The organism is Pseudoalteromonas sp. SR41-7 (assembly GCF_014163935.1).
In the GTDB taxonomy this organism is placed as follows: domain Bacteria; phylum Pseudomonadota; class Gammaproteobacteria; order Enterobacterales; family Alteromonadaceae; genus Pseudoalteromonas; species Pseudoalteromonas distincta.
In genome coordinates this window covers 217760-231487 of sequence record NZ_JACJEF010000007.1, presented here as the reverse complement: position 1 = coordinate 231487, position 13728 = coordinate 217760, and the positions used below count along the sequence as shown (strand labels likewise).

Sequence of the window (13728 nt, the reverse complement as noted above, 5' to 3'; positions counted from 1 at the left end):
AAGACAAGGGCGCGTCCTGCGTAATGTTGCGGTGTGTTTTTATCAGTCGCTACTTTATAAATAACGTTAGGCTTTGAAAAGTCAGTGCCATTAAACGTGGCTTTGGCAACAACCAGCCTGTTTGCACTTGCATCACCTTGGGCATAAGTAAAAATAATTTCTTTGGAGTCGTTATAATCTGGCGATAATACAATGTCGAGTAAGCCACCTTGGCCTGCAACGTATAAACCGCTCAGTTCTAGTTTTACTCTTGATTGCGCGTTGTTTTTAACTATAACTACGTGACCATCACGCTCTGTAATTAACCATGTGCCGTTTGGTAGTTCAACCATGCTCCACGGAGACTGTAATTGCGTAGCCAGTGTTTTTGTACTGTATTGCTCCTTTGGTAATGCGGCTTGTGCATTAACAGAAAACGAAAAAAGCGAAAGCAGAGTAAAAATAGAGATACATTGTTTACCGGGCAAGCCTTTGCTAGCATGACTAGTATAAGAGAAAAGCTTTATTTTAAGTTGAGATAACCATGTCGTTTTTAACACGTATATTGCCTTCATTTTTAGTTTCTTGGTTACTTACATTCACACTTGCTAGCTTGTTTCATAGCCAATACGTTGTCAATCAATTAGTTAATGTAGGTGTAGTGGTGGGCTTTAGTGATCGGGTTAGTTTAACGCTTGATGATTGGTTAGGCCTATTACCTACCTACGGCGCTATTATTGCCGTAGCACTTGCCATCGCTTTTTTTGTTACCGCAAAGCTTAATAAAAAGGTTCAAAAATACAGTACTCAGCTATTTGTTATTGCTGGCATTGTGGCATTTGCTATTGTGTTAATTGCTATTGAATCAATTATGAATATTCATATTATAGCGGGCGCAAGAGGCTGGGGTTTTTATGCTCAACTGCTTGCAGGCGCGGTAGGTGGTTTGGCGTTTTCGCAATTAGTTAAGGCAACTAAAACCCAAAAAGCGTGTTAGATGTGTGAATATAAATACGGCTTATACGTTATTTAGCGATTAATAAATAAAGGCCGCTGTTTATTGTAAACAGCGGCCTTTAAATATGACCTTTAGAATTTAATTAAAAAATTAAACTAATTAGTTTGTAGCTACTTAGCCCAAAAATTAGGATTAAAACGGGTAGGGTTACCAGGTTTAACACCAAAGAGTTAGTGTAGTTTCCCATAACCCCTTTTTGATTAACCAGCCATACAAGGTAGGTGCTAACAATAGGGAGTAATAACCCGTTAGCCGCTTGCGCGAATATAATTACCGCGACAGGATCTAAACCGAGTGACGCCACCGCAGCACCAAACAATAAAATAACAATAGCAACGCCTTTAAAACGTGAGTTCCCCATATCGTTTGACCAACCTAACATGCCACACACGGCGTAAGCACCTGCAAGTGGCGCTGTAATAGCACTTGTTAAACCTGCAGCAAATAAACCAATAGCAAAAAAGTAATGAGCGGCGTCACCAAGCAATGGCTCTAGCTGCACGGCCATGTTAGCTGCACTAATTTGCCCCGCATCGGTGCCATAAAATGCAACTGAAGCTGTAGATAAAATAGCTAAAGTGATCACACCGCCTAAGGTGATTGATAGGCCTGTATCAACATTTGTTTCTTTAATCATTTTTTGCATATCGCTGTTACTGTCGTGTCTGGCAGCGAGCACGCCTGAGTGTAAAAATAAGTTGTACGGCACAATGGTCGTACCGACTAATGCCAATATAGTTGTAATAGAACCTTCAGGCATACTAGGGATAAAACCGGCAAATACATCACTTAGTGAAGGTGCTGCCATTACAAGTGTTGAGATAAACACTAAACTCATTAAAATAACGAGTAAAATTAGCGCATTTTCAACTACTTTATGTTTGCCGCTATACAGTAAAGCAGCACTTAAAAAAGCAATAAGTGGTGTCCATAGTTGGGAGTTAATTTGAGGGAATATTTCAATTAACCCCATGCTAGCGCCACTTAAGTTACCCGCTTCATAAGCTGCACTGCCTACGCCAATGGCGCTAATAACTAAAAATATCGCCAAGGATTTAAATAAAGGCGTTTGAATATTTGCTCTAAGAGCTTGTGCTAAATCTTGCCCGGTAGTAACGCCAAGGCGCGCCGCCATGGATTGTAATAATATAGTGGCAATTACTGAAAACAGTAACGTCCATATAAGTGCAAAACCAAAGTTTGCACCTGCCACGCTGGCGGTAGTAATGGTCCCTGGTCCAATGAAGGCAGCGGTGACGAGTAGTCCTGGTCCTAATCGCATAATTGACCTTAATAGTGCTATTGCATGTTGCTATTTAAAGTTACATCTAACGTTTAAAACCAATATTTATACGCGATGCCGATTGTGTTATTGCTGCCACTTAAACTAAGTGCCCTGCAGCGATAGTCGCCCCTTGACTGGTTCTTTTTTAATAAGCATATGTTAAAAAAGGGCGCGTAGGATACCAACTTGTATATAAATTTAAAGGGAATACAGTGCGTTTGCATGAATTTTAAACGAATATATAAGCGAATTAAATGAATGATGCCGATATTTATATCGGCATCAGTATATTTACTTTATTAGGCTTTTAATCGCTTCTAAGCCTTTTTTTAGGGTATCTGCATCGGTAGCATAGTTAATACGGATACACTCGTGCTTGTGCGCCCAATCATCGTCAATGCCGATAAAAAAGTTATGACCAGGGATCACATACACGTCTTGCTCTTTAAGTTGTTGATACAATACCTCGCTTGTTATTTTTGCATCTTTAAACCACAGCCACATAAAAAATGCACCTTCAACTTTGTGCAAATAAACAGGCAGTTCGGCAAATACTTCGTCAAACAACTCAATCGCTATGTGTGCTTTATTACGATAAAAAGGCAGTACAACATTACGGCACAGTGGCAGTAGTTCGTTGTCGTTAATTAAGCGTGTCACTAAGCTTGGGCCAATACTATTTGGCGATAACACCATGCTGCCGTTTACGCGGCCAATTGCTTTAATAATCTCATTATTGGCAACCACAATACCGCTGCGTAAACCCGGTAGGCCCAGTTTTGAAAGTGACATACATAAAATAATGTTTGAGTTCCACGTTAGGTTTGCATCGGTGTAAATACAACCTGGAAACGGGTCGCCATATGCGTTATCAATAATGAGTGGAATACCATATTGCTTAGCGAGCAAATCAAGGTGTTTTACTTCATCATCAGTAATTACATTACCTGTTGGGTTAGTAGGGCGTGATACGCACAGCGCGCTTATGCTGCTGTCGTTTGCTAGTGTTTTTTCAACTGCTCTAAAATCAATGACGTATTTAAACTGTTTTGATGTGCTGCCTGTATTTAAAATTTCGATATCAGGCTTTATGGCAACAAACATATCAGCCGATAAACCTTGATCGGCATAACCTATATACTCTGGCGCGAGGGGGAATAAAATCTTTTTATGGCTGCCATCCGGCATTTCGCCTGCCAACATATTAAACAGCACAAAAAAGTTAGCTTGACTGCCATTACCGAGTGCTACGTTATCGGCGCTAATATCCCATGTGTACTCTTTACTTAGCTGGCCAGCTAATGCTGCTCTAAACTCGTCGTTACCGGTTGGGCCATCGTAAAGGCCAAATACTTGCGATACTTTATTGCTGGCAACAAGTTTTTGTAATTCACTTAAAAAAACCTCATTTACTTGTGGTACTAATGCGGGGTTACCGCCACCCAGCATAACAATATTAGGATTGTTACTGTTTTTAGCCCCGCCTAAGTCTTCCATTAATTGGGTAATGCCGTTGGGTTGTGTAAATTTAGTGCCAAAGTTTGAGTAGTTCATAATGCATAGCGTTTGTTAATAATGGGGAGGCAGTATAGCGTAAATATAGGGCTTAAATCCGATGATGAGAATAATTCAATGCTAAGATTTACAGCTAGTTATAGTAATGTAATTCCTTATAAAACAAAGGCTAAGTTAAGGCTTTTTAACGCCGTATAAAAACTCTTCGCCGCAGTCCATATACAAATCAAATTTGGCCATGACTTTGGTGAACATAGGGGCGTGTAAAAACTCGTTTAACCATGCACGAACATGCGTATATTCACTTTGTAAGTACCAGTGTTTATCTACACGGGCAAACTGTCTAATAAATGGCAGCAGGGCATAATCGGCTAGACTTTTTTCATCGCCCATTAAGTATTTATGGGTGGTTAGTTTTGCTTCAAATTGCTTAATAAACTCTTCGCAGGCTTTTTGGTAATAAATTTGTGCCATGTCTTTTGTACGAGCATAAAATTTGTACTTTTCGAGTACGGGTGTAAATTGTGTATCGTTTAGCTTAATTAACTCAAGCATGCGCTCAAGTGCTAATGGGTCTTGAGTATGCAGTAAATAATGCGGATCGTTTTGCTTTAAAGCCCAGAGCATTATATCGAGGCTTTCATCTATCACTTGGTTATTAGGCAGTAATAAAACAGGCACAGTGCCTTTAGGCGATATTTGCAACAGATGCGGCGGTTTATTTTTAGTTTTTATAGCGCGTAGTAGTACTTGTTGCTCTGCCATTAAAATACCCATTCGTGCACGCATTGCGTATGGGCAGTGTTGTAATGAATATAATAATGGCAATGTCATGTTAGTTACCTTAGCTGTTAAGGCCTTCAATATACTGCTGGCGGGTTTGTACTTTAACCAAGCTATTTAAGTGTTCAACCGCTTGTGTTTGCCCGTTAATTAAATCTTGAAAATGCGCAAGTAACACGGCTTTATCCAGTTTTTCTTTATCGCCTGAACCAATGTCGGTTAAATCAATCATAAATTCGTCAAATTTGTCGGCAAAGTCACTCACAATATCCATGTTTAAAAATTGCTCATGGTTGTAAATACTTGGGTAGCCGCCTTTTTGTTTATCAATAGCAAAGCTAATACCTTTAACATTGGTAACGGTGGTTTCTTTTTTACAGCTCAGCATACAGCTTGCGTCAATACGTGGTTTTTTACAGCCAACGGTTTGTTGGAAAAAACACTGTCGGCTAGTCATCATTAGTATTGGATGATAAATGCTGTACATCATTTTAAAGTTGTTAGGGCGTTTAATATTACGCATTTGTGGTTTGTTTATTTCGTTTGAAATAAACGCGCCTTTTGCGTTTAAATCTTCTTGTAGTGTAAGTAACGCATAAGAGTTTGTGGTGTTTAACAACGGGCCTGCAATCCAGTCAATACCCATTTGTACTGCTTTAAATGCAACGCCTGTGTTGTTACTAATAATAAGCTTAGGTTTTACAACCTCTAGCAAACGTACCGCTTCTTCAAAATCTTTACCAATTAACACCGCCGGAAACCACGGAATTAAATGTGGGTGCTCTAAAAATACATTAATGTATTTATCGTTATCGGTTCTAAAGCTCTCTGGTAATTTAAAGTAAACATCGCCATCTGTTAAATCACATAGATGAACGTCTTTTATGTCCGATATTAAAATAGAGAGTGTTGTTTTGTTATCGGCTTTAGGGTGGTTTACTAGTTTTGGCAGTTCAACAGGGGCGAGTACGTCTTTGCCTTCGTTTAATAAAAACGCGACTTGCTTTTTAATACGGGCAAGCTCTTTAAACGGAATGCTCAAGTTGTTGCCTAAGTTTGAGTAATCCATATTTTTAATTTCAAAATTGGCATTACTAAAGGTTTTAAAGCGTTTATCAATAGCTGCAATGTCCACAATCGATTTATCGGCGGTTTGCATAGGCATTTGCGATTGAACTTCAAAGCGTAGAGGTTGCAGAGCGCTTTGCTCTGCTAGGGTGTTGTCGTGTTTATCGTTTATTGTCAGTGTTACTGTAAATGGCTGGTTTAATTGGCCGCTAAACTCAAAGCATAGTTCTCGCTTTGAAATATCTAAAAACTCAATTTTCTTTTTAACTAACGTATCAATGTCATTTTTTTCTGCGGCGAGCTCTTGTTGTGCATAGTAAATTTGCACAACCGAAATCGCGTTACTCTTTTCGTTAGCGTGATCAAAGCTATGGTCGCGCGGGTTGTCGGTAAACATGTTTTTTGTCATGTCACCTTGCAAAAACTTATTAGTAAAATTACGGTTAAATACTTTGTATAAGCTTGAATCGTCTTCAATTAAGTTACCTGTTTGTACAAAGGTATCTATTTGTTTGCGCCAGCTATCAATAACGGTATGAACGTAGTTAGCACCTTTAATGCGACCTTCTACTTTTAACGAGTCAACACCTGCGGCTACCAGCTCTGGTAAATCAAAATAGGCTGAATTGTCTTTTAAGTTTAACGGATGTTTGTTACCCATAGCCGTTGGCTCGTATTCATCACGACATGCTTGTGAGCAACGACCACGGTTACCTGAGTTACCCACACTTACTGAGCTTGAATAACATTGCCCCGAAAACGCAATACACAATGCACCATGTACAAACACCTCGGTTAATACATCACATTTGTGCGCTACGTCGGTCAATATTTTAATTTCAGTTAGGTTAAGCTCGCGCGATAAATTTACACGTGTAGCGCCAATGCGCGCTAAAAACTCAACCTGTGATTCGTTATGGGTGGTTAACTGAGTTGATGCGTGAATATGCAAAGTAGGAAAGTGCTTTTTAACTATATTGAATAACCCTAAATCTTGCACAATAATGCCATCGAGCGTGGTATTTACGAGTTGGTTAAGTAGCTTAAATAGCGCGCCCATTTCGTGCTCTAATATAACTACGTTTAGCGTTAAAAATATTTCACAGCCGTATTCATGGGCTAGGCGAAGTGCGCCGTTAAGCTCATCAAACGAAAGATTAGACGCTCGGTTACGTGCATTAAAGGTATCTAATCCACAATAAACCGCATTAGCACCGGCTACAATGGCGGCTTTTACCGCGTTAACATCACCGCCTGGGGCTAATAGTTCAATCTTTCTACTCATTACAATGTCGCTTCGCTCATATTTAATTGCCGCGAATTTTATATGGTTAAGCACGTTAATGCTATTTATTGAGGGATATAATAAAGACTAATACCAATTCGCTTAATTAAGTGATCTATTTTGAGGCTGGAAAAACGTGTTGATAGCTAGGCAAAAAATTCGCTATTTAGTTGTTCTAAATGAGAATTTTTTAACACAGGTAGCGACACGTTTAGCCCCGCAAAATGATTAAGTATTATTGCGGATTGGTATAAAGTAAAAGAGTGTATAAAATTACAATTAAGCTGGCTGATTTATTACGTAAACATGTAATAAAATGATAGTTTATAAGCCAGCAACACTTTCAACTTTACTTAGGCGAACCCCATCAGCAATCAAGATCTTAAACAGTTAGATACAGATTTAAAAAGTGATGAATCTGGAATTATTAACACCCAACTAAAAATAGCCACATTTAACCTGTTTAACTATCTTGAGCCGCCCAATGCATACTATGAGTTTGAGAAAATTTATACTGTGCAGCAGTGGGCTAAAAAGCAGCGTTGGATTGTTGATTACTTAACAGAACATGCCCCTGATGTGATTGGTTTTCAGGAAGTGTTTAGCATTGACTCATTAAAAGAGCTAGTAGGCGAGCAAGGTTATAATTACTTTGCTGTAGTTGATACGCCAGAGGTGATTGATGACTTTATTTATAAACGCCCTGTAGTGGCAATCGCCTCTAAATACCCCATAGTTGAAGTAGCAGTGGTTGAGCACGATAGTGAGCTTGCAAATGCGCTTGGCCTTAATAGTGAGTTTACTTTTAGTCGTAAAGTACTAAGAGCAACTATAACGCTGCCGCATATAGGCAATACTGATTGTTACGTGGTGCATTTTAAATCTAAGCGCCCAATGATTAATGTCGATGAGCATAATAAAGAGCTTACACCCGAGCAAAACATAATTGAAATTTTAAAAGCGAATGTAGCGGGTGGGTGGGGCTCAACTATTCAGCGTGGCAGTGAAGCTACATTACTAATGATACAAATGATTGCCCGTCGCGAAGCTACGCAACAACCCATGCTATTAATGGGGGACTTTAATAATGAACTAGCGGATGGCGTATTAAGCCATTTACTGACGAGTACGCTACGCTTTGCGCCTGCATTTGATGCTAAAACCTACCTCGCTAAATATTGTTTAAATGATTCATGGGATTTGTTTGTTAAGTCGCAGCTAAGCGAAGATGAACTGTCTAATGGTGAGGCAATGACTAGCGATGAAATAAGCGATAGTGAAAGCAATAGCATTTTTGATTTAGCTGATGAAAACGAAGCAAAAAATGTTAATGCAACTAAGCTTATGCCCTTAAGAGCACCAACACATTATTATGGCGCGAGCAGCTCCGTGCTTGATTATATTTTATTATCTTGTGAGTTTGATGCCAGCTACCTTGGCAGTTTTTTTGAGGTGATTGAGTATAATACTTATGATCGTCACTTAATTAACCCCGAATTTGAGCGTGATGATTTAAGTACCGATCATGGTATTGTGTTAGTTACACTAAAACTAAGAAGCTAGGCTTGCTCTATGCATAATTATGCTAAAGTTATAAATTAAAAGTATTCATATAGCAGCAATACTTGATGTATTGCGCCGGTTTGTATATTTTATCATCAGCCTTTTGAATTGTATTAATAATAAATTACTAAAATGGTAAATATGGAATTTTATACCTACTTGAATCATAAGCGAAATATGGATTTACCTTCGCAAATACATAGTTTCATTGTAAAGCGAATTTATAATTTTACATTTTTAGTGAAAGCTTTGCTTTTTGCTTTGTTTGTTAGCTTAAACAGCGCTTACGCACAAGAAACCACCTCATACAGTTTAACTAATGAATCTAATGCAGGGCTGCTTAAAAGAGCTGAATTACTTATAGATACTGACGTTATAACAAGTATTGAACTAAGTAAGTCGTTGTTGTCACAAGCGCAAAGTGCTGATGACACGTTACTCAGCGCAAAGCTACATAACTTGCTAGGTAGGGCGAATAAAAAAAATAACAATATTAATGCATCGCTCGAGCACTTTTTACAATCCTCTGTTTACTACAGCAAATTAAATGATTCACGAAACCAAATAAAGGCGTCTATTAATTATATAAATATATTATTAGAAGAAAAACGTTATGACGAACTTACTACCCGCATTGAAAATTTATTACCAACAACCCTTGTGTATGGCGATGACTTTTTTATAGCGCAAGTGCTCCTTACTAAGGGGGATTCGTTTTATGAACAAAAAAAGTACGATAACGCGAACGCGCAATACACATCTGCTTTAAAATACCTTGTTGACGAAGACGAATTAATACAAAGACAGTTAGGTGAAACGTATAAAAAATTAGCTCAGTCATATAAACGCCTCAAAAATAGAGAGCAAACGGCTCACTTTTATACAAAAACTTTAGAAATATACACAAGTTTAGGTGATTTAAAGCTAATGGCGCGTACTTTAAATACACTAGCAGAAGCACACCGTTATTTAGATAACTTAGTTTTAGCCCTTGATTACTCCACTCGCGCATTAGAAATATATAAAGACATTGACGATCCTGTTGGCTTTGCTAAAGCATTACTAGGGGCGGGTATTATTTATCGTCATATTAATCTTTATGAGAAATCACTTGAACATATAAATGAGGCATATTTATATTATAAGAAAGTAAATAACATGCTTGGGATTGCTAAAACATCAAATCAAATGGGACTGGTGTATACACGATTAAGGCAGTTTGATCAGGCCGAATTTTTCTATCAAATAACTATCGATTTGCCAAAAGGTATGGTCGAGGAAAAAACGCTCGCTTCAGCTTTAAGAGAAATGGCTGTTATTAACCTCGAATCTGGCGATTTAGTATCAGCGATGCAATATGCTAAAAAAGCTTATATCACTTATAAAAACAAAAACCTTACATCGTACATTTCTACAACAGCACGTATTATTGGTAATATTTATCGTGCCGAAGGAAATAACAACAAGGCTATAGAGTATTACAAAGAGTCATTGTCGTTTGCCAGAGAAACAGGTGGTAAACTTTATGAGGTAAAGTCGCTTACTGCGCTTGCGGGCATTTTAATTGGTATTGATACAAATGAGGCGGTTTCTTTACTGAAAAGGTCACTCGCTTTATCAACCGAAATAGATGATAAATTACATATGCTATATGCCTATCGTGAAATTCGAATAGCAGAAAAATTGCGTGGTCGTATAGAAGAGTCACTTCGTTATGCAGAAGAAGAAATAGCCCTAACCGATATTATTCAAAATGAAAGAAGTGAAGATAAGTTGGCGCTTGAAAAAGCACATTTGCATTCGTACAAAATGGAAATAGAGCTTGAGACGTTAAGAGAAAAAGAAAAACGCCATCAGCTTGAGCTTGAAAAGAAAAATAATCAAATTGAAATCGCCGCCCAAGCTAGAGTTATATCAGAGCTAGAGCTTTCAAAGAATAAATACGCCAGTATTGCGCTAGCATTTTTATTAGCCGCTTGTTTAGCTATTGTATTACTGGTTTATAGAAGTTTTATTGCCTCTAAAAAACGTAATGAAGAGTTAGACTATTTGGCAGCAAGAGACCCTTTAACCAATTGTTATAACCGTCGTATTTTATTTGAGGTTATGAATCGCGACTTTTTGGATTTACCTCAGATTGGAGAGTACTGTATTTTAATGGTCGATATTGATCATTTTAAAAGCGTTAACGACACCTATGGGCATAGCATTGGCGACACAGTACTTTGTGGCGTAGCCGAACTTTTACAAGCTAATATACGTAAAAGTGATAGCGTGGCCCGTTTTGGTGGCGAAGAATTTTGTATTATTTTGCCCAACACAACTCAAGAGCAAGCAATACGTATAGCTGAGGCTATTCGTATTAAAGTTGAAAAAGCGACATTTGATGATATTCCTGTTACGTGTAGCTTTGGGGTTACGTCTATTAAATTTAAAGCCAGAACACCTTCTGAGTTGATTGAACAGGCTGATTTAGCTCTTTATGAGGCTAAGTCCTTGGGGCGTAATCAGGTAGCGTTATGGGATGCTTCGCTTGAAGAGTTTAAACTTTATAGATCGGAGTAAATCCAGCAGTATACAGTTTAGTTTTGATGTTATTTTTTAAAATTATAACAAGTAAATTTTATACAATGCTGTGTGTTACTTACATATGTAATTAGGTCTATTAGATTAACCCTTTGAATATCAGTGTGTTAGCTTAGGCTTCAAAATTGCAATCAATACTAAGTTAAAAACAAAACAAGGGATTTAATAATGACTGAAGTTGCACTTTCGGCCTATTTGGCATTTTACCTCTATTTAATTATGTTGCTTGTACAGTGGGCTGTGGCTACTTTTAGCAAAGCTAAAGAACCAAATGCTGTACCAGGTAAAATTGACGAGGATTTATCGCACGACAGCTTTATATTTAGAGCACATCGTACGTTTCATAATACGCTTGAAAACAGTGCATTATTTATAGGTACGGTGTTATTTGCGTTTGTAATTAATTATCAAAGCCCGATTTTTGCAATGTGTATTTGGGTGTATTTAATTGCGCGTTTAATTCACATGGCGCTGTACTACGCTATAGCAACGGAGAAAAACCCAAGCCCACGTAGTTACTTTTTTTTAATCGGCGTACTTGCTAATGTGGTTATGCTGATAATGATAGGGTTAAGGCTAATCTCTTAATTTATAAAAAAGTTATAAAATTTATTTATAACGATAAAAAAAGCGAAGAGCCTTTAAGGCATCTTCGCTTTTTTGTTTAAAGTAGAAGCAGAATAAAACTACCTCTACCGTAATGTAATATTAATGGCTAATCGACGCCTATAAACCCGCCTGTTTGGTGTGTCCATAGGGCTGCGTATATTCCACCCTTAGCGATTAATTGTTCATGAGTGCCTTGCTCAACTACGCCGCCGTCATCAAGTACAATTAATCTATCCATTTGTGCAATGGTTGATAGCCTGTGCGCTATGGCAATAACTGTTTTACCTGTCATTAAATCATCAAGACTTGCCTGAATTGCGGCTTCTACTTCTGAGTCGAGTGCGCTGGTGGCTTCGTCGAGTATAAGTATGGGGGCATTTTTAAGTAGTACACGTGCAATAGCAATACGTTGGCGTTGACCGCCTGAAAGCGTAACACCGCGTTCGCCCACTTGTGCATCAAAGCCTTTATTGCCTTTGCTGTCGACCAAGTCGTTTATAAACTCAAGCGCCTTAGCTTGTTTGGTCGCGTTGATCATCTCATCGTGGGTTGCATCGGGGCGACCGTACAAAATATTGTCTTTTACTGAGCGATGAAGCAAGGAGGTATCTTGCGTTACCATTGCTATGTAGCGGCGTAGGCTTTCTTGGCTAACGTCTGTGATGTTTTGCCCATCAATTTTTATTGTTCCAGAGTCGGTATCGTAAAAGCGCAGTAATAAGTTAACAAGTGTTGATTTACCCGCGCCAGAGCGACCGACTAAACCAATTTTTTCGCCAGGTTTAATATTTAAGTTTAAACCGTTCATTACAGGGCTGCGATTAGTCTCTTTTGCAGCTTTGCCGTAGTTAAAGTGTACGTTGTTAAACTCAATAGCACCTTGGCTTACGTTAAGCGTATCAGCATTTGGTTTATCGGCAACTTCGATAGGGTTCGACAGTGTTTTCATACCATCGGCTACGGTGCCAATGTTTTCGAACAAGCTGCTTATTTCCCACATGATCCACTGCGCCATACCGTTTAATCTAAGCGCTAAGCTAACAGCAACAGCAATAGCTCCGGCGCTAATTACGCTAAGCGACCATAAATAAAGTGATACAGCGGCAACCGAAAATACTAATATGTAATTTAAGCTTTGAATAACAAAGTTTAAGCTGGTTACTAAGCGCATTTGCTTGTACACAGGCTGTAAAAATACATCCATGCTTTGTTTTGCGTATTGCTCTTCACGCTGGGTATACGAAAACAATTTAATAGTTGAAATGTTAGTGTAACTATCAACAATACGACCAGTCATTTCTGAGCGCGCATCGGCTTGTGAGCTGGCAATTTTTTTAAGGCGCGGTACAAAGTAAAGTTGCACGCAAATGTATAAAACCAACCAAACTAATAAAGGGATCATTAAGCGCCAATCAGCTTCGGCAACTAAAAATACCATTGAGCCAAAATAAACCACGATATACATTAATACATCGAGTAGTTTGGTCACTGTTTCGCGAACGGCTAAAGAAGTTTGCAGTACTTTAGTGGCTATTCTTCCTGCAAATTCATTTTGATAAAAGCTAACACTTTGGCGCAGTAAATAACGATGTGCTAACCAACGAATTGACATAGGATAATTGCCAAGCAATGCTTGGTGCAAAATAGCAGAATGGAAAAAGACAACAATGGGCAATACTAATAACAGCATGACAGCCATTTTAATAAGTTCAGACTTTTGCTCTATAAACAAAGTTTCGGGCGTGTAGGCGGTTAACCAATCAACAAGTTGGCCCATGTAGCTAAATAAAGAAACCTCTAAAATAGCGAGCATGGCGGCACTGATTGACATAAGCAGCAACGACAGTTCCATTCCTTTGGTGTAGTGGCGACAAAAAGCAAATAAAGTAGAAGGCGGCTGAGTGGGTTGGTCCTCAGGAAATGCTTTTGTCATTTTTTCAAATAATCGATACATTTTAAAAACTTAAATGGCAAATAATGACGAGTATCATACCATTTAAGTATTTTTAAATGCAGGTTTGTAGGGCATTAATTATG

General features: G+C 38.4%; 10 protein-coding genes. 4 read left to right on the top strand and 6 right to left on the bottom strand.

Annotation, left to right across the window (positions count from 1 at the left end; genetic code table 11):
• A partial coding sequence (locus H5092_RS12205) for a PQQ-dependent sugar dehydrogenase (RefSeq protein WP_182733591.1) occupies window positions 1-539 on the bottom strand: 539 nt, incomplete at its 3' end.
• On the opposite strand from H5092_RS12205, the gene H5092_RS12200 reads away from it, so the two are divergent.
• Complete coding sequence (locus H5092_RS12200; protein WP_182694343.1) at window positions 524-976, top strand: hypothetical protein; 453 nt, start codon at window positions 524-526, stop codon at window positions 974-976. The genes H5092_RS12205 and H5092_RS12200 overlap by 16 nt on opposite strands.
• A 103-nt stretch (window positions 977-1079) precedes the next feature.
• On the opposite strand, the gene H5092_RS12195 is transcribed toward H5092_RS12200, so the two are convergent.
• The 4 genes from H5092_RS12195 to H5092_RS12180 form a co-directional block, all read right to left on the bottom strand.
• The gene (locus tag H5092_RS12195) at window positions 1080-2279 is read right to left on the bottom strand and encodes an Nramp family divalent metal transporter (RefSeq protein ID WP_182733590.1); all 1200 of its coding nucleotides are present in this window, start codon (window positions 2277-2279) and stop codon (window positions 1080-1082) included.
• 294 nt (window positions 2280-2573) lie between these two features.
• On the bottom strand, window positions 2574-3836 hold the full coding sequence (locus H5092_RS12190) for a valine--pyruvate transaminase (RefSeq protein ID WP_182733589.1): 1263 nt from the start codon (window positions 3834-3836) through the stop codon (window positions 2574-2576).
• Window positions 3837-3971: 135 nt separating this feature from the next.
• Window positions 3972-4631: a glutathione S-transferase gene (locus H5092_RS12185; RefSeq protein WP_182733588.1), complete on the bottom strand. Its 660-nt coding sequence runs from the start codon at window positions 4629-4631 to the stop codon at window positions 3972-3974.
• A gap of 10 nt (window positions 4632-4641) precedes the next feature.
• Window positions 4642-6933, bottom strand: coding sequence for a peptidase U32 family protein (locus H5092_RS12180; RefSeq protein WP_182733587.1), 2292 nt, complete (start codon window positions 6931-6933; stop codon window positions 4642-4644).
• A 459-nt stretch (window positions 6934-7392) separates the two neighbouring features.
• Here H5092_RS12180 and H5092_RS12175 point away from each other — a divergent pair, with 459 nt between their 5' ends.
• The 3 genes from H5092_RS12175 (at window position 7393) to H5092_RS12165 (ending at window position 11670) form a co-directional block, all read left to right on the top strand.
• On the top strand, window positions 7393-8496 hold the full coding sequence (locus tag H5092_RS12175) for an endonuclease/exonuclease/phosphatase family protein (RefSeq protein WP_182733593.1): 1104 nt from the start codon (window positions 7393-7395) through the stop codon (window positions 8494-8496).
• Window positions 8497-8673: 177 nt separating this feature from the next.
• Window positions 8674-11061 (top strand): diguanylate cyclase, encoded by a 2388-nt coding sequence (locus H5092_RS12170; protein ID WP_182733586.1) that lies wholly within the window; start codon window positions 8674-8676, stop codon window positions 11059-11061.
• 189 nt (window positions 11062-11250) lie between these two features.
• A complete protein-coding gene (locus tag H5092_RS12165; RefSeq protein WP_002963227.1) occupies window positions 11251-11670 on the top strand; it encodes an MAPEG family protein in 420 nt (139 codons plus the stop codon).
• A gap of 127 nt (window positions 11671-11797) precedes the next feature.
• Here the strand turns inward: H5092_RS12165 and H5092_RS12160 are convergent, their stop codons facing one another.
• Window positions 11798-13645: an ABC transporter ATP-binding protein gene (locus H5092_RS12160; RefSeq protein ID WP_182724414.1), complete on the bottom strand. Its 1848-nt coding sequence runs from the start codon at window positions 13643-13645 to the stop codon at window positions 11798-11800.
• Window positions 13646-13728: the final 83 nt, after the last annotated feature.